The organism is Pirellulales bacterium (assembly GCA_019636345.1).
Taxonomy (GTDB): domain Bacteria; phylum Planctomycetota; class Planctomycetia; order Pirellulales; family Lacipirellulaceae.
In genome coordinates this window covers 848,188-865,035 of the sequence record JAHBXQ010000001.1, presented here as the reverse complement: position 1 = coordinate 865,035, position 16,848 = coordinate 848,188, and the positions used below count along the sequence as shown (strand labels likewise).

General features: G+C 65.6%; 14 protein-coding genes. 13 read left to right on the top strand and 1 reads right to left on the bottom strand.

Annotation, left to right across the window (positions count from 1 at the left end; all coding sequences use genetic code 11):
- The first annotated feature begins 272 nt into the window (after nt 1–272).
- Complete coding sequence (locus tag KF688_03340) at nt 273–959, top strand: hypothetical protein (GenBank protein MBX3424694.1); 687 nt, start codon at nt 273–275, stop codon at nt 957–959.
- 22 nt (nt 960–981) lie between these two features.
- On the opposite strand, the gene KF688_03335 is transcribed toward KF688_03340, so the two are convergent.
- A complete protein-coding gene (locus KF688_03335) occupies nt 982–2,220 on the bottom strand; it encodes a BBP7 family outer membrane beta-barrel protein (protein ID MBX3424693.1) in 1,239 nt (412 codons plus the stop codon).
- 226 nt (nt 2,221–2,446) lie between these two features.
- Here KF688_03335 and KF688_03330 point away from each other — a divergent pair, with 226 nt between their 5' ends.
- The 12 genes from KF688_03330 to phoU all read left to right on the top strand — a co-directional run bounded on the left by KF688_03330 (nt 2,447) and on the right by phoU (nt 16,847).
- Nucleotides 2,447–3,211 carry a class I SAM-dependent methyltransferase gene (locus KF688_03330; protein MBX3424692.1) on the top strand — a complete coding sequence of 255 codons (765 nt, stop codon included), beginning with the start codon at nt 2,447–2,449 and terminating at the stop codon, nt 3,209–3,211.
- Between the two features lie 95 nt (nt 3,212–3,306).
- Complete coding sequence (locus tag KF688_03325) at nt 3,307–4,437, top strand: glycosyltransferase (protein MBX3424691.1); 1,131 nt, start codon at nt 3,307–3,309, stop codon at nt 4,435–4,437.
- Nucleotides 4,438–4,604: 167 nt separating this feature from the next.
- Nucleotides 4,605–6,023, top strand: coding sequence for an aldehyde dehydrogenase (locus KF688_03320; protein MBX3424690.1), 1,419 nt, complete (start codon nt 4,605–4,607; stop codon nt 6,021–6,023).
- A gap of 75 nt (nt 6,024–6,098) precedes the next feature.
- Nucleotides 6,099–7,256 (top strand): iron-containing alcohol dehydrogenase, encoded by a 1,158-nt coding sequence (locus tag KF688_03315; GenBank protein ID MBX3424689.1) that lies wholly within the window; start codon nt 6,099–6,101, stop codon nt 7,254–7,256.
- 318 nt (nt 7,257–7,574) lie between these two features.
- Complete coding sequence (locus tag KF688_03310; protein MBX3424688.1) at nt 7,575–8,681, top strand: PQQ-binding-like beta-propeller repeat protein; 1,107 nt, start codon at nt 7,575–7,577, stop codon at nt 8,679–8,681.
- A 117-nt stretch (nt 8,682–8,798) separates the two neighbouring features.
- A complete protein-coding gene (locus KF688_03305) occupies nt 8,799–10,103 on the top strand; it encodes a coproporphyrinogen III oxidase family protein (GenBank protein ID MBX3424687.1) in 1,305 nt (434 codons plus the stop codon).
- A gap of 85 nt (nt 10,104–10,188) precedes the next feature.
- Nucleotides 10,189–11,976, top strand: coding sequence for a PAS domain-containing protein (locus KF688_03300; GenBank protein ID MBX3424686.1), 1,788 nt, complete (start codon nt 10,189–10,191; stop codon nt 11,974–11,976).
- 200 nt (nt 11,977–12,176) lie between these two features.
- A complete protein-coding gene (locus KF688_03295) occupies nt 12,177–13,115 on the top strand; it encodes a PstS family phosphate ABC transporter substrate-binding protein (GenBank protein ID MBX3424685.1) in 939 nt (312 codons plus the stop codon).
- A gap of 133 nt (nt 13,116–13,248) precedes the next feature.
- Nucleotides 13,249–14,103 carry a phosphate ABC transporter permease subunit PstC gene (pstC, locus tag KF688_03290; GenBank protein ID MBX3424684.1) on the top strand — a complete coding sequence of 285 codons (855 nt, stop codon included), beginning with the start codon at nt 13,249–13,251 and terminating at the stop codon, nt 14,101–14,103.
- 128 nt (nt 14,104–14,231) lie between these two features.
- On the top strand, nt 14,232–15,116 hold the full coding sequence (pstA, locus tag KF688_03285) for a phosphate ABC transporter permease PstA (protein ID MBX3424683.1): 885 nt from the start codon (nt 14,232–14,234) through the stop codon (nt 15,114–15,116).
- A 148-nt stretch (nt 15,117–15,264) separates the two neighbouring features.
- The gene (locus KF688_03280) at nt 15,265–16,074 is read left to right on the top strand and encodes a phosphate ABC transporter ATP-binding protein (GenBank protein ID MBX3424682.1); all 810 of its coding nucleotides are present in this window, start codon (nt 15,265–15,267) and stop codon (nt 16,072–16,074) included.
- A gap of 104 nt (nt 16,075–16,178) precedes the next feature.
- The gene (gene phoU, locus KF688_03275) at nt 16,179–16,847 is read left to right on the top strand and encodes a phosphate signaling complex protein PhoU (GenBank protein MBX3424681.1); all 669 of its coding nucleotides are present in this window, start codon (nt 16,179–16,181) and stop codon (nt 16,845–16,847) included.
- Nucleotide 16,848 lies beyond the last annotated feature (1 nt).

Sequence of the window (16,848 nt, the reverse complement as noted above, 5' to 3'; positions counted from 1 at the left end):
TGCGGGGCGGGAATCTCAACACTTTTCGGCCTTTCTTCCCGCGGGGCGAGTTTCTCTTGATTCGGCCGGACGCCCAATTAGGGTGAAATTAGGGCCGGCGGCGCATGCCGACGGCTTACTCCCCTCCCCGCGCCTCCATCGGACGAGGCGCTTGACGTCCTCGGCCGGGCGACCATGGCGGTCCGCTCGCGCCGCGTCATCGCAGGCGAGCGCTCGCTCACAGGATTGCGCGCGATACGCCTGTTTCGCTTTTCGCAACAGGATCGGCAACTATGCGGCTCTCACGAGTGGCGCGCCTGTGCGCGCCGGGCAGAATTTCTGCGCTCTTGGCTTGCGTGGCGCTGGCGGCGTCGGTCGCCCGCGCGCAGAACGTCACGCTCTCGGGCTACGTCTACATCGACCGCAACAACGACGGATTGCTGGCGTTCAACGACCAGTTGCATCCCGAGCTGATTATTCCCGGGGTGACGATCCAACTGTTCGCCGGAGCGGTCGCCGGGGCGCCGCTCGACACCGCCGTCACCGACGCGATGGGGATGTACTCGTTCGCGAACCTCGCCCCGGGGACCTACTCGCTTCGGCAGGTGCAGCCGGTCGAGTACGTCAACGGCTTGGCGTCGCTCGGCCAAATTCGCGACGCGATCACGATGAATCTCGATCCCGTCGGCTCCTCGATCGGCACGACGGCCGTCGACTCGGTCGGCGACATCTTCACGAACATCCTGCTGCCGGCGAACTCGCGGGGCGATTTGTACAACTTCGGCGAGTTGGGACTCGCCCCCGCGTACGTCTCGAAGCGGCAGCTTATGGGCACGGCCAACCCGCCGAGCTTTACGCCGACGCCGACGTTCACGCCAGCCGACGTCCCCGAGCCGACCGGGGCGGCGTTGGCCGTCGCGGCGCTGGCCGGCTGGCGATCGTTGGCAGGTCGCCGAAAATCGAGCGCCAAGCGAAGCTGACGCTCGATCGCGACCATCGGGCTCAGTAATCGAACTGCAAGCCCACATCCGCCCCATGGGCGACGAACGTGTCGCCCACGATCCCCGGAAACGCCGGGTCAGGCCCGCCGCCCGCGGTGACCGGGGGCCAGTTGCGCGGATCGGTGCGCAAGCCCGGCGGCAACGCGTTGGCGCCTTGGACGACGTCGTCCCAGATGATGACGTTGTAGCCGACTCGCACGCTCAGCCGCTCCGTGAGTTGGCACCCGGCGCCCAATCGGAACCGCGGAATGACGGCGGCCTGCGAGTCGCTGTAAGCGCCGATGTTCGTCTCGGTCGACGTGAGGATGCCGCCGCTGGACGACGACGAGCCGACGTTGGGAACCGTGACGTCGGTGCTGCCGTCGACGACGACCCGGCGACGATGGCCGCCGACGGCCAGCATTGCGGCGCCGTCGATCCAGAACTCGGCCCGCTGCATGCGGCCTTGCAGGCCGATCTCGCCGCCGTGGAACTCATTCCGAGCGGCGAAGCGGTCCATGACGGCAATGTTCGTCCCCGGGATGTACGGGGTCGTCGTGTTGGTCAGCGCGGTCAGGTTCTCGTTGATCGCCAACTCGGAGTCGTGGCGGTAATAGCGATAACCGCCGAGAAAGGCGATCTCAGTCGTTCGGCAGCAATCGCCGCACGACCACAAGCAACTCTGCAAAGCGGCGCCGGCGCCGCGGAAGTCGCTGTAGTTTCGCACCGACACGGTCCCGGACACGTCGTCGGGGACGTTCACCAGCTGCGCGTCAGGCTGGTCTTCCTCGGCGTTGTAGAACGGCCGGGCGTAGATGACGCTCGTGCTCGGGCCGTACACGGCGCTGTAGCCGTCGCGGCCGGCGTCGAAGTAATCGGCCACGATCGCGGTACAACCGCAGTCGTCGAGCCAGTAACCGCCGCTGACCATGAACCCGCTGCGGTAACGATCGCCCACCTGCTCGTTGCCTACGAGAACGGCGGTCGTCGACTGGCCGAGAACGCCGGCCGTGGCGTTGGGGGTTCCGCCAGGGCTGGAGGTCACCAGCGCAGGCAAGTCTGTGCCGCTGAGCTGCCAAGCCAAGTAATCGGCCCGCAACCAGAAGCGGCTCCCCGGGCTCGACACGCAGGCGCCGCAGCCGAACTCTTCGGCGCACTCAGCGCGAGCGCAGCGATCCCCCGTGACGACAAGCGAGCAACAAATCGCGGCCGCGACGCCCGACAGGCGCCAGCAGCGCGTACGGCGATCATGCCGTTCCATGATTCCCCCCTCAAAGAAACTGGATCGGTGACGCGCGAGTTTGGCGAAACTGCGGGTTGTGCCACGTGCGTCAATCTGGCTTATCGGTCGGCGGCTGCGGTGTGCGTGAGATTTCCCGGCTCGGCGAGTCGCCTTGACGCCCCGCGAGGCGATTCCTATCCTCCCCGCCCGGCCCCGTTTCCGCGGATGGACGATGCGGGCGAGGGCTGTCCGGGGACCCAGGCTCATGGCTAGCACGACAGAAACCGCTTCCTCGTTCCGCATCGAGGCGTGCGTGACCGAGACGCTTCCGCTGTTGGCCTCTGTGGAGGGCTGGCTAAGCGATCGCGAAGCGGCGTTCTTGCTGCAAGCCGCTGCGCTGCCGACCGCCGAGGGCGAGATCCTGGAATTGGGATCCTATCAAGGCAAGTCGGCGATCGCGCTGGCCCGCGGGGCGGCGCTGTCGGACGAGGCGCGCGTGACGACCGTCGACATCGAGGGGTCCTCGGCCCTGCAAGCCAATCTGCTCCGGGCCGGCGTCGCCGGTCGGGTGCGGACGCTCACGATGCCGTCGACTCAGGCGCTTGCGGTCTGGAACGCCCCGCTGAGGCTCTTCTGGCACGACGGCGCCAACGACACGGCCACAGTTGCCGACGACGTCGCCCGGGCGCGACGCTGGCTGGCCGACGGGGCGATTGTCGCGTTTCACGACGTGCTGAATCTCTCGGGCGAGCGGGTGTTCGTGTTCACCGAAGGGATCCTTGGCGACGAGAACTTCGGCGCCTGCGGCATGGTCGGTTCGATCGGTTGGGCCCAGTTCCACAGCCACGCCGCCGACGCGCGGGTCTTCGCCGAACGCAAGCAACGCCTGCAACGCCAGCTGCGCCGTTTGCAGCAGTTCCACAGCGAGCTGCAGCCGACTTGGCTGCGAAAAATGCACTATCGGATGCTCCGGTCGATGGTTCCACATCAACGGATCGACTCGGAGACTTGGCAGCGTCAGGTCGCGTGACCACTTTGCCTGCAAGTTCCGCTCCCCTGGGCGCCGAAGATAGCAGAGCGGTTTGATTCACGCCTTGCATCCCCAGGGACGGGGACGAAACAGCTATGGCCGGCGCCCCTGAGATTGCAGTGATCGTTTCGACGTTCCAGCGCCCGGGGCATCTCCGGAGGTCGCTTGCTTCGCTCGCCGCGCAGCGCGGCGTCGAAGGACGGTTCGAGGCGATCGTCGTCGACGACGGCTCGCGCGACGAGACCCCGCAAGTCGTCGCGGAGTTCGCCGCCTCGGCGCCGTTTCGCGTTGAGTTCGCCACCCATCCGCACGCAGGTTTCCAGCTTGCCAAGTGCCGGAACGCGGGCATTCGGCTCGCGCGAGCTCCCTACTTGCTGTTCACCGACGGCGACTGCATCTTTCCCGCCGAGCACCTGCAACGGCATCTCGCCGCGGCACGCCCGGGCGTGGTCCGCGCCGGGGACTGCGTGCGGCTCGAGGAAGCCGTCAGCGCCGCGATCGGCCCCGAGCAAATCGCCGACGGTTCGTTCGTGCGTCTGAGTCGCGAGGCTGAGGATTGGTCGCGGATCCGTTCGGCCCGCTGGCGGGCGCCGTTCTATCAACTCATCCGACACCCCGTGCGGCCGAAGCTCGTCGGTTGCAATATTGCTGCGTGGAAGTCGCAACTGGAAGCGATCAACGGCTTCGACGAACGGTTCGTCGGCTGGGGCTGCGAGGACGACGACCTCGCTGCGCGGTTGCGTCGCAGCGGAGCACGGATTGCCTCGATTCTGCATCGCACGGTTGCGTATCACCTGTGGCACGCACCGCACAGCACGACCCCCGCGGTGTGGAGCGACGGCGCCAATGTGGCGTACTATCAGCGTCCCGCGCGTTTGACTCGCTGCCTGTCGGGGCTCGCCGAGCGCGATCTGGCCGACGTGCCCATGGCGGTCACTGCCGGCTCGCCGAATTTGCAGTTGCGAGCCGCGGCTCTCGCCGGCCTCTTGCCTGCGGGCGACGAACCCGAGGTCGAGTTGCTGCTGGGGTCGAGCGGCGCGTTCTGTCATCCGCGGGCCAGTCGCCTGCTCATCGCCGGCCCCGACGAGCGCATTCCAGGCCGGCTGAAGCGCGCCGCCGACGCGGTGATTCGTAGCGACCTGGACGACTTCGAGTCGATTCTCGCCGAACTCGACCGCGTCCTCACCGGCGACGCGCCTGCCGTCGAGCAGCGCCGCGCCGCTTGACTCTTGCCGGCCTCGGTGACCTGCGCTACACCCTGCGCGGCGCAGGACGACAGGCTCTGGTCGCGGTCCCTGCGCGCAAGCGCGGTTCTTGTTACAATTCGGAGCCGCCGCTCGGTTGGCTCGGACGCTTCGTCGCTGGCTTTCCTCTTGCATCCCCGCCGCTTGCCATGATCGAACTGCCCGCCATCCGTTGGGGCGAACCGTACGAATCGCTCGAAGTCGACGAGGTGAAACACTTTATGACCGGCGAGCCGGTTGCGCGCATCCACTCCGTCGGCTCCGGACTGATCAACCGCGACGCCAAGAAGGCGGTCCTCGCCCGCCGGGCGCTGCAAGCGCTCTCGCCCGCCGAACTCATCGCTCGTTGCAAAACAGCGGGCGAGGCGTTCGAATCCGGCACGTTGTCGGTGGGCAGCGCGCAGCAATCGCCCCGCGACTTCATCGAGCTGCAATCGGCGACCACCGGCATGCCGCTCGCCATGTGCGCGGCGAATGTGACGAAGAATGCGTTCGTCCTGAAGAACATCGACAGGATCCTTGATGCGCTCACGCGCGGACTCGACCTGAACATCCTCGCCCGCGGCTACGGCGAAGAAGGCCGCGGAGTGACCGTCAGTTATCAGGCACAATGCGACGCGCTCGGCGCCGTGCTGCCGTCGAACTCGCCGGGGGTTCACACGCTGTGGCTGCCGGTGATCGCGCTGCAAATCGGGCTGGTGTTGAAGCCGGGGAGCAGTGAGCCGTGGACTCCCTACCGCGTGTTTTCCGCGATGACTGAAGCGGGCATTCCACGCGAAGCGTTTTGCCTGTACCCCGGCGCCGGGGGGGACATCGGCGGGGCGATCCTGGGCGCCTGCCGTCGCAGCATGATCTTCGGCGGCCCGCAAACCGTCCGGCAGTACGCCGGCAACCCCGGCGTGCAGGTGCACGGCCCCGGATTCAGCAAGATCCTGTTCGGCGACGACTGCGTCGATCGCTGGGAAGATCATCTCGATCTGATGGTCGACAGCGTCTCCCGCAACGGCGGGCGAAGTTGCATCAACGCCAGCAGCATCTACGCGTCGCGGCACACGCGCGAAATTGCTGCAGCGCTCGCCGAGCGACTCGGTCCGATCGACGTCCTCCCTCCCGACGATCCCGACGCGGGACTCGCCGCGTTCACGATGGAAGGAGCCGCTGCCGCAATCTGGAAAGCGCTGGAACGGGATTTCGCCGACCCGCAAACGACGCATATGACCGAGACGTTCGGCCCGCGACTCGTGGAGCGACCGCCGGTGGCTTATCTGCGGCCGGTGGTGCTCCATTGCCAAAGCCCTGGGGCCCCTGCGGCGAACAAGGAATACATGTTCCCTGCGGTCAGCGTCGTCGAGTGCTCCCAGGCGAAGATGCTCGGGGCGATCGGCCCGACGCTGGTCGCCACGGCAATCACGGAGGACGAATCGTTTCGCCGCGACCTGATCGCCTCGACCGACATCGACCGCTTGAACCTGGGCCCGATCCCGACCCCGCAACTCGACTGGCTGCAGCCGCACGAAGGGAACCTCATTGAGTTTCTGTATCGGAGCCGAGCGCTGCAAACGGGGTGAGGCAAGGGAACGCAGAGAGCGGGTTGCGCGACACATCAGATCGAATTCAGAGGCGAATCGGCAAAGGCAGTCCCATTGAATTCCTTCAACTTCCACCTCCCCACGAGAATCGTCTTCGGCCCCGGCCGGTTGCCGGAGTTGGGAGAGCTTGCGCGTTCGCTGGGGGACGTATCGCGCGTGCTCGTGGTGAGCGATCCCGGGGTCGTCGCCACGGGGCATGCTCAGCGCGGGATCGACGCGCTCGAGCGGGCCGGGATGCAGACGCGGCTGTTCGAGGGCTTACGCGAGAATCCGACCACGGACCATGTCGACGCGGGGCTTGCCGTCGCGCACGACTTTCGGCCGCAAGCGATCGTCCCCGTCGGCGGCGGCAGCAGCATGGATTGCGCCAAAGGGATCAACTTTCTGTATAGCTGCGGCGGGCGGATGGAGGACTACTGGGGCGTCGGCAAAGCGACCGGGCCGATGCTGCCGATGATCGCCGTCCCCACGACCGCCGGCACGGGGAGCGAGACGCAATCGTTCGCCCTAATCTCCGACGCCGCCACGCACCGAAAGATGGCCTGCGGCGACAAACGAGCCGCGTTTCGCGTGGCGCTGCTTGACCCGGAGCTCACGCTGACTCAACCGCGGCGCGTCACGGCGCTCACGGGAATCGACGCCGTCGCGCACGCATTGGAAACGTTGGTCACGACCGCTCGAACCCCGATGTCCGCAGCGTTCACCCGCGAAGCGTGGCGGTTGCTGTCGCAGGGGTTCCCGCGGGTGTTGGCGCGGCCCGACGACCTCGCGGCCCGGTCGTGGATGCAGTTGGGGGCGTGCTACGCGGGGCTGGCGATCGAGTGCTCGATGCTGGGCGCCGCTCACGCCCTGGCCAACCCGCTGACGGCCGCCTTCGGAGTCCCCCATGGCGAAGCGGTCGGGCTGATGTTGCCCCACGTCCTCCGCAAGAACGCCGCAGCCGACGGGGCGGCGCTGGCCTATCAGGAAGCGGACGCAATGATTAGCTATCCGCGCGGCCGCGAACCGGCCGAGTCGGTTGAGCATCTGGCAGCGTTCGTGAGCGAATTGCTGTCCGAGGCGGGCCTAGCCGTGCGATTGCGTGACGTCGAGATCCCGCGCGACCAACTCTCCGCCTTGGCCGTCGACGCGACGAAGCAGTGGACCGGTACGTTCAACCCGCTGCCGCTGGCCGAATCTGATTTCCTGGAGCTGTACGAATTGGCGTTTTAGTACGACGGCGCAAAGGGAGACCTACGAATCACACGGATATCGGAAGCGATGCCGGATGCCCCAGTCGTGCGTGGCTGGGATCGAACATTGCGAGCCCTCCGCTGAAGACCTGGGGGCTTCGCTGCGCGACGAGCCCAGGCGCCCTGCCGTGACGCATGCTTTGCTTCACGATCAAGAGTCTTGCGGTTCGTGAATGCTCGGAATTCGAGCAAGCACCGACGCACGCACAGGCAGATTCTGAACCGAAACTCCTGATCAGTCCCTCGCATTTCCTGCCAAATGTGTTCCGAAATTCTCCATTGCCGTTCGCTCCGGCGAGTGCTCGCAACAACTGCTGCTGCAGCGATCGTGTGGGGGTTCGCCGGACCGTGTCAAGCTGACTGGCCGCTGGTTCGCGGCGACGCTCACGCCACGGGCGCCGTCGCCGCCGGACTCGGCGACATCGAGAATCTTGACGTGCTGTGGACCTTTTCCGTGAAGAACTCCGGCTTCGAGGCGACTGCGTCGATCGTCGACGGGGTCGTCTACGTCGGCGACATCGACGGGACGTTCTACGCGCTGAACCTGAGCGACGGTACGGAGGTCTGGAGGCAAGCCTTCCCCGACACAGGATTCGTCGCCGGTTCGGCGGTCGTCGACGGAGCGCTCCTGGTCGTCGACTACAACGGCGTCCTGCGCCGGCTCGACGCGGCGACGGGCCGGGAAGCCTGGCGATTTGAGGCCCAGAGCGAGCTGTATGCGCCACCCAACGTCCACGGGGGCCTTGTCCTTGTGACGACCGACGGAGGACGGCTGTTCGCGCTTGAGCTGGAAACGGGCAACGAACGTTGGCAGTTCAAAATCGAGGAGCCGCTCCGCTGCTGGCCGACCGTCGCCGAGGGGCGAGCCTGGATCACCGGTTGCGACAGCAAGCTCCATGCCATCGACCTCGCAACCGGAAACGAAGTCTCGGTCGTCGACTTCGGCGACCGTCCCGACTCGGTCCCGTCCTTTCTCGACGGGCGGCTCTACTTCAGCACGGCCGGCGGCTCGTTTCTGGCGATCGACGCCAAGACGCTTGAGGAACGGTGGCGCCATCGCACGCCGGGGCAAGGTCAAGAGTTGCACGCCCCCGCGATCGCGCAGGGGCTGGTCGTCTACGCCACGCACCAAAAGCAGGTGGTCGCCCTTGACGTGAAGTCAGGCGAACCGCGGTGGGAGTTCGCCGCCCGGAGTCGGGCCACGAGCTCGCCGACGATCGCCGGCGACGCGGCGCTGTTCGGCACCAATCGAGGCCGGCTCTACGCCGTGAACCTCGCCGACGGGGAGGAGCTGTGGCAATACGACGCCGGCGGCAGCTTCATCGCGTGGCCCGCCGTCAGCGACGGTCGGTTGGTCGTCGGCAACACCGATGGTACGCTGTACTGCATCGGCGTCCCTGAGTAGCGCTCGCATGACGCCGCGACGGCTCTAGCTCGTCGGTTATCTAAAAGACAGGCTAGATTTCGGGCTGACAAGGCGCTAGTTCGTTGCGATTCCCTCCAGAAAGATCGGCAAACGACCGTGCCCGAGACCTCGACCAAGACTGAAGTCGGCAGCTACTTCATCAGCAACTATCCTCCGTTTTCGCGATGGTCGGCGGACGGTACGGACGATGCTCGAGCGGCGCTCGCCGCGCCTCCGGCCGACGTACCGCTGGGTCTTTACTTGCACATTCCGTTCTGCCGCAAACGGTGCAAGTTCTGTTACTTCAAAGTCTTCACCGACAAGAACGCCCCCGAGGTCGAGCGCTACTTGGCCGCGTTGTCGCGGGAGATTGAACTGGTGAGCCGGCTTCCCGTCATGGGGGATCGGCCGTTCCGATTCGTCTACTTTGGCGGGGGGACGCCGTCCTTTCTCAGCGAGAAGCAACTGCGCCGGCTGGTCGAACGGCTCGAAGCGAACATCCGCTGGGATAAGGCCGAGGAAGTCACGTTCGAGTGCGAGCCTGGCACGCTCAGCGAGCCGAAGGTCCACGCCCTGCGGGACCTGGGCGTGACGCGGCTGAGCCTGGGGGTCGAACATTTCGACGACGAAGTGCTCCGCGACAACGGTCGGGCCCACGAGTCGGGCGAGATCGACCGCGCGTGGCCTTGGATCAAGGCCGCTGGATTTCCTAACGTGAACATCGACCTCATCTCGGGCATGGTCGGCGAGACCGAAGCCAAGTGGCGTCACACGGTCCGCCGGGCCCTGGAACTGCAGCCCGACAGCGTCACGATCTACCAGATGGAGCTGCCGTTCAACACGGTCTACTCGCAGGACATCCTGGGCAACAAGATCGAGACGCCGGTCGCCGATTGGCCGCAGAAGCGGGCCTGGGTCGACTACGCCTTCGACCAATTCGCCGCCGCGGGGTACGGCGTCTCGAGCGCATATACGATGGTCCGCGACACGCACAAAGTGAACTTCAGCTACCGCGACAACCTGTGGCGGGGGAGCGACCTGCTGGCCACCGGGATCGCCAGTTTCGGCCATGCGTCGGGGGTCCACTATCAAAACTTGCCGGAGTGGCAGCAGTACTGCGAATCGCTGGAGTCGGGCGAGCTGCCGCTGGGCCGGGCGCTGCGGATAACCCCCCATCAGGCCCTCGTCCGGGAACTGATCCTGCAACTCAAACGGGGATATCTGGAGCCGGACTATTTCCGCCAAAAATTCGGCGTCGACGTCCTTGCCGAATGGCGCGAGACATGGGACGAATATGCAGCCGCCGGCTACGCGACGATCTCGCCGGAGCGGATCGAACTGACCCGCGCCGGCCTGCTGCAAGTCGATGGCCTGCTTCCCGCGTTCTTCGAACCGGAGCATCGCGGCGTGCGGTACACCTGAACTCGCGGCGATGACTGCGAACGGCTCGTGCGGCGCGAAGCGAGGACATTGGCAGCGCCCGCCCCGCTGAAAGGACTCGACCTTCATGCCACGCATCGCCATGCTGCATCGCCTCGTGTTGCCCGCGGTGCTGCTGTCGGCGATTGCGCTGGCATTGCTGACGGGCTGGTTCGCCCAGAGGCAGGGAGAAGCGGCACGGGACGCCTGGGACGAACGGCTTGACGCGGCAGCCGACGGGGCGGCGGCGTTGCTGCTGAATTCCTGGCCCCGAGAACTCGACGCCGCGTCCCAGGATCTCGCCGTCACGATCGACAAGTTCGCCGACTTGCGGGCGACCCTGGTCGACTCCGCAGGGCGCGTCGTGGGCGAATCGCAGCTTCGGTCGCTGGAATCGGTCCGGAAGCTGGAAAACCACCGAAATCGCGTCGAATTGGTCGAGGCCCGCCGCAGCGGCGCCGCCTTTGCCACGCGAGTCAGTTCCACCTTCGGCCAGCGCTTCCGCTACCGGGCCGTGCGGATCAACCGGGGCAAGGAGATCGTCGGCTTCGTCCGCCTAGCCGCCCTGGCAGAACATATCGATGACGACGCCGACCAGCGGCGCCTCGCAGCGTGGAAGCTGGGCGGGATCGCCACAGCGGCGTTCTCTGCGGGGCTGCTGTTGATCCTCGCCCGAACCACTCGGCCCCTGCGCGACCTGGCGCAATCCGCCCGCGCCATGGCGGGGGGGGACTACGACCAGCGAATCGTCGTGTCAAATCGGGTGAACGACGACCTTGCCTCGCTCAGCCAGTCGCTGGCCGAAATCGGCAAGCGACTCGCCAAGCGCGAGTACCAACTCCACCGCAACTGGCAGACCCAAGCGACGGTGCTCGAAGGAATGGCCGAGGGGGTCGTCGCCGTCGACGCGAACGAACGGATCCTGTTCGCCAATCGCTCGGCGGGAACGGCGTTAGGCTTCAACGCTCAGGCGGTCGAGGGGCGCACGTTGCTTGAGGCGGTCCGCAGTCACGAGCTCCGCGAGGCGTGCCAACACGCGATGCGAACCGGGGAGTTCCAGGAGCGCGAACTGGTGTGGCGCGCCGGCAAGCCGCGGACGTTCGAGGCGGGAGCCTCGCCGCTGCCCGGCGACCCGTGCCCCGGCGCCGTCTTGGTGATTCGCGACATCTCGGAACTCAAACGTCTGGAAGGCCTGCGGCAACAGTTCATCGCCAACGTGTCGCACGAGTTGAAGACCCCGCTCAGCTCGATCAAAGCCTACGCCGAGACGTTGCTGGGAGGCGCGCTGCACGATCCCGACAACGCCGAGCGATTCTTGCGCCGCATCGACGAACAGAGCGATCGGCTGAATCAACTGGTGCGCGACATGTTGAGCCTCGCTCGGATCGAGTCGGGGCAGACGACGCTCGAACTCACGACGGTCTCCGTGGCTAAGGTCGCTGAGCGGTGCGTCCTGGATTACGAAACGCAGGCCAAGTCCAAATCGGTCGCCCTCGTCAACGACGCCGGGGATCGGGAACTGAATGTGCGCGCCGACGAGGAAGCGCTTTGGCAGATCCTCAGCAACCTCGTCGACAACGCAGTGAAATATTCCCCCGAGGGGGGGCGAGTCGGCATCGCCGCTCGCCGCGAGGGCGAGATGGCCGTGATCGAAGTCTCCGACACGGGTCCTGGCATACCCCCGGAACACCACGCCCGCGTGTTTGAACGCTTCTACCGGGTCGACAAGGCCCGCTCACGAGAGCTTGGGGGAACCGGACTGGGACTGGCCATTGTGAAGCACCTCAGCCAGATCATGGGGGGGAGCGTCGCCGTGACGAGCGTCCCGGGCAAAGGGGCCCTGTTTTCCGTAAAGCTGCCGCTGGTCGATGGTTAGGCCGATCGACAGGCGACGCTCCGGCCGCCGACTCCATGCCGATTCAGGCAAAATGGTCGCTCGTGCCGGTTGGACAGATGGTGGACAAGCCCCACGTTTCTTAACATTTTCTTCACAGAAGCCTGCTAGCCTCTGGGCACGGCGGCCGCAGGCGGCCGCCGACGGCCAACTGCCCCAGCATCCTATTCCAGCAGAAATTCATGTCTCCTTCCCACGCCGGTCGCGACCTTCGGGCTCTGGCTGGACTTGTGACCGTCGTCGCGACAATCGCAGGCTGCTCCGGCGGCGAGTTCAGCGGCACGATTCAGATCGCCGGTTCCAGCACCGTGGCGCCGATCACCGAGGTCGCGGGCGAAGAGTTCAGCAATGAAAACGAAGGGGTCAGCGCGTCGATCGCCATCACCGGCACCGGCGCTGGGATGAGTCGCTTTCTGCAGAAGGAAATCGACGTCTGCAATGCTTCGCGTCCGATCACAGAGGCTGAAGAACAAGAGGCTGCCGCCGCGGGCATTGAGTACGTCGAGTTCACGATCGGCTACGACGGCTTGGCGGTGACGGCGAACGTGGCGAACGACTGGTGCGATTCGCTTACAGTCGAGCAGCTCAAGGCGATCTGGCGTCCCGAGGCCGAGGGGACCGTCACGAATTGGAACCAAATTAGCGAAGGCTGGCCCGACGAACCGCTCAAGCTGTACGGCGCCGGCACCGCGTCGGGGACCTTCGACTACTTCACCGAGGTTATCAACGGCAAAGCGAAGCAGAGCCGCTCCGACTACACGATGAGCGAGAACGACAACATGCTCGTTCGCGGTGTTGTGGGCGAGAAGGGAAGCCTGGGATACTTCGGCTACGCGTACTACATCGAGTACAAGGATCAGCTCAAGCTGATCGCGATCGACAACGGCAACGGCCCCGTCAAACCCTCGACCGAGACCGTGGTCGACGGCTCCTACGCCCCGCTGTCTCGCCCGCTGTTCATCTACGTGAACAAAGAGTCGCTCAAGCGCCCCGAAGCGGCCGCCTTCGTCAAATTCTTCGTCGAGAACTGCGGCGACTTCGCCAAGGCGCGGGGCTACGTCCAGCCTCCGGACGACGTGCAACAGCAGAACTTGGCAACGCTCAAAGCGTCGCTCCCGTAACAGGCCTGTTCGAATCAAGACCTCCGCCTGCGAACCTCGCGTGTCCGCCGAGTCGCCGATCATGTCGTCCGCCGCGCCTACGCTCGAGTCTCCCGTCGCCGACGCCCCGCGCCGGCGGTGGTTCGAGTCGTTCATGCACGTCGTGCTGGCGACCTGCGCCGCAGCGTCCGTGGCGACGACCGCGGGGATCGTGCTGGTGCTGCTCAGCCAGTCGATCCCGTTCTTCCGCGAGGTCTCGCTGACGGAGTTCCTCACGGGGACCCGGTGGTCGCCGCTGTTCTCTCCGCCGCAGTACGGAATTCTCCCGTTGGTCTGCGGCACGGCGCTGGTGTCGGGAGGAGCGGCGCTGATCGCCATCCCGCTGGGCCTGGGCACGGCAATCTACCTCAGCGAGTATGCAAGCCCCGGGGTGCGGCACGTCGTCAAGCCGCTCTTGGAGATCCTGGCCGGCATCCCGTCGGTCGTATTCGGCTACGTGGCGGTCGTGTTCGTCTCGCCGCTGATTCGCCGGGCGTTCCCCGAGGCCGACTTTTTCAACGCTCTCAACGCGTCGATCGTCGTCGGGGTGATGATCCTGCCGATGATCACCTCTCTGAGCGAGGACGTGCTGCGATCGGTGCCTCGCTCGCTGCGCGAGGGAGCGTTCGCCCTGGGGGCGACCAAACTCGACGTCACGATGGGCGTGGTCGTTCCCGCGGCGTTGTCGGGAATCATGGCGTCGTTCCTGCTGGCGATCGCCCGGGCGATCGGCGAGACGATGGCCGTCACCCTTGCCGCCGGAGCCACGCCTCAGTTGACGCTCAATCCGCTCAAGAGCATCCAGACGATGACAGCCTACATCGTCGAGGTCAGCCAAGGCGACGCGGCGGCCGGCACGCCCGAACATCGCTCGATCTTCGCCGTCGGCATGGCGTTGTTCCTGATCACGCTGCTGTTGAACGTCGTGGCCCAGTGGATCCTCTCCCGAATGCGGGAAAAGTATGAATGACGCGGGAGAGGGAGAGGGCGGGCGTCAGAGGTCAAGAGCCGGAACTGACGACGCCTGAGTCCCCTCCAGCAACAACGCTCCCCCTCGCCCCTCAAGTCTCAGTCCTTACGCCTCAAGCCTTCCACCCGATGCCCCGACCTCTCGCCTACGAAGCCCCCGGCCGGCCGTACGCTCCGCTGTTGTCGCGGATGTTCGCGATTGCGTGCGGCACGTGCATGACGATTTGCCTGTTGATGCTGGCGGCGATTCTGTGGAAGACGTTCCAGTTCGGCTGGGACCGTTTGGACTGGTCGTTTCTGCAACGCAAACCTTCCTACGCGGCCGCGCGGACCGGCATCCTCGTGCCGCTGGTCGGCAGCCTCTACTTGATTGGGCTGACCGCGCTGATCGCCGTGCCGGCCGGCATCGGGGCCGCCATTTATCTTGAAGAGTATGCTCCCCCCAGCCGGATGCGGACGATCATTCAGACGAACATCGCCAACTTGGCCGGCGTGCCGTCGATCGTCTACGGCATCCTCGGCCTGGGGCTGTTCGTGCGACAACTGAACCTCGGCCGCAGCGTTCTCGCGGGGGCCCTCACGATGAGCCTCGTCGTGCTGCCGATCGTGATCCTGTCGGCCCAGGAAGCGTTGCGGGCAGTCCCCAACACCATTCGGCAGGCCTCGTACGCCTTGGGGGCGACGCGATGGCAGACCATCTGGCGGCAATTGTTGCCCGCGGCCCTGCCGGGAATGCTGACCGGGGTCATTTTGTCGCTGTCGCGAGCCCTGGGCGAGGCGGCTCCGCTGGTCGCCATCGGGGCCGCGACGATCGTCCGCAAGGTCCCCCAGAACCTCGCCAAGGACGAATTCACCGCCCTGCCGATGCAAATCTACTACTGGACCGACATGCCCGACGAGGCGTTTCACGAGGTCGCCGCCGCGGCGATCATCGTCCTGCTGACGGTGCTGATCGTGATGAACGCGCTTGCGGTCTACTTGCGTTACAAGTTCGGGAAGCGTGTCCAATGGTAGCCGCTCGTCCCGAGCCCGGATTGAACGAACCCCTATGGCGACAGTCTTTCCACCCGCCGATTCGGCGCCAGCGAGCCAGGAGTCGGCCCTCCGCGGCCGATCCGACATGAGCGAAACGATGTCGAGCCAGCCCCCGCTACGCCCGCCGATGATGCGCACCGACTCCAATGTCGCCCCGCCGACCGCGGCGGAAATCAAGAAGCTCCCCAAGAAAGTGACCGCCGAGCGGGTCAACTTCTACTACGGCGAGCATCAGGCGCTGCACGGCATCACCCTGGCGGTCCCCGAGCGACACGTCACGGCCCTCATCGGCCCCTCGGGGTGCGGCAAGAGCACCTTCCTGCGGTGTCTCAATCGCATGAACGACATGATCGAGGGGACCCGCGTCGAGGGCTCCATCCTGCTGGACGATCAGGACATCTACCGCCCGCGGACCGACGTCGTCGAGCTCCGCAAGCGCGTCGGCATGGTCTTTCAGAAGTCGAACCCCTTCCCCAAGACGATCTACGAAAACGTGGCCTATGGCCCGCGGGTGGCGGGAATTCGCCGCCGCGAGGTGCTGGACGAAATCGTCGAACGCTGCTTGCAGCAGGCAGCGCTGTTCGACGAGGTGAAGGACCGACTCGATACGTCGGCGCTGCAACTCTCCGGCGGCCAGCAGCAACGGCTGTGCATCGCCCGGGCGCTGGCCACCAGCCCCGACGTGCTGCTGATGGACGAACCCGCCTCGGCGCTCGATCCCAAAAGCACCGCTCGCGTCGAAGATCTCATTTTTGAACTCAAGGACAACTACACGATCGTCATCGTGACGCACAACATGCAGCAGGCGGCTCGGGTCTCCGACCAAACAGCCTTCTTCTACGAAGGCCGCCTCATCGAAGCCGGGCCGACCAACGAAATCTTTACGAAGCCCAAAGAGAAGCAAACCGAGGAGTATATCACGGGGCGGTTCGGTTGATCTCGCTCAGCCGGCGTTCGAGCCTCGCACTCCCCGCGTGCATCCTGGATTCCGCCTCCCCCCGAACTGTCCTCCAAGAACCGCATCGTCCCTGACTCCGCCATATGTCAAAGCACCTGCAACGCGACCTGAAAGATTTGGAGCAAAGCCTCCTCGACCAGTCGGCGGTCGTCGAGCAGATGGTTTACCGCGCATGCGAGGCGCTGCGAGAACTGAACACCGACGGGCTCCGCGAAGTGATGGCCGACGAGGAACAGGTCAATCGCCGCGAGGTGCAGATCGAGGAAGACTGCCTGAAGATCCTCGCGCTCCACCAGCCGGTCGCGGTCGACCTGCGCCGCGTCGCGATGGTGATGAAGATCAACACAGACCTGGAACGGATCGCCGACCTCGCCGTCAACATCGGCGAACGGGCCCGCAGCTTGGTGATGCACCCCGAGTTCGACCCCCCCGCCAACCTCGACCAAATGGCCGAGATCGCGATCTCGATGGTCCGAGACGCGTTGGACGCCTTCGTGCGTCTCGACGTCGAGGCGGCCCGCGAGGTCTGTCTCCGCGACGATGAAGTCGACGGGCTCAATCGGCAGGTCATTGCGGACATGTACGACCTGATCGCCGCGAACCCGTCGGAGGTCGAGCCGGCGCTCCACTTCTACTCGGCCTCACGGCACGTCGAACGGATCGGCGATCATGCCACGAACATTGCGGAGGACGTCATCTATTTGGTCGAAGGCGAAATCGCCCGCCACCGAGGCGACAACGTCGCGATTTGAA

Excerpts from the sequence above, each read along its gene's own strand:
- KF688_03340 (MBX3424694.1), top strand. The coding sequence starts at position 273 with ATGCGGCTCTCACGAGTGGCGCGCCTGTGCGCGCCGGGCAGAATTTCT.
- KF688_03335 (MBX3424693.1), bottom strand. The coding sequence starts at position 2,220 with ATGGAACGGCATGATCGCCGTACGCGCTGCTGGCGCCTGTCGGGCGTC.
- KF688_03330 (MBX3424692.1), top strand. The coding sequence starts at position 2,447 with ATGGCTAGCACGACAGAAACCGCTTCCTCGTTCCGCATCGAGGCGTGC.
- KF688_03325 (MBX3424691.1), top strand. The coding sequence starts at position 3,307 with ATGGCCGGCGCCCCTGAGATTGCAGTGATCGTTTCGACGTTCCAGCGC.
- KF688_03320 (MBX3424690.1), top strand. The coding sequence starts at position 4,605 with ATGATCGAACTGCCCGCCATCCGTTGGGGCGAACCGTACGAATCGCTC.
- KF688_03300 (MBX3424686.1), top strand. The coding sequence starts at position 10,189 with ATGCCACGCATCGCCATGCTGCATCGCCTCGTGTTGCCCGCGGTGCTG.
- KF688_03295 (MBX3424685.1), top strand. The coding sequence starts at position 12,177 with ATGTCTCCTTCCCACGCCGGTCGCGACCTTCGGGCTCTGGCTGGACTT.
- pstC (MBX3424684.1), top strand. The coding sequence starts at position 13,249 with ATGCACGTCGTGCTGGCGACCTGCGCCGCAGCGTCCGTGGCGACGACC.
- pstA (MBX3424683.1), top strand. The coding sequence starts at position 14,232 with ATGCCCCGACCTCTCGCCTACGAAGCCCCCGGCCGGCCGTACGCTCCG.
- KF688_03280 (MBX3424682.1), top strand. The coding sequence starts at position 15,265 with ATGATGCGCACCGACTCCAATGTCGCCCCGCCGACCGCGGCGGAAATC.
- phoU (MBX3424681.1), top strand. The coding sequence starts at position 16,179 with ATGTCAAAGCACCTGCAACGCGACCTGAAAGATTTGGAGCAAAGCCTC.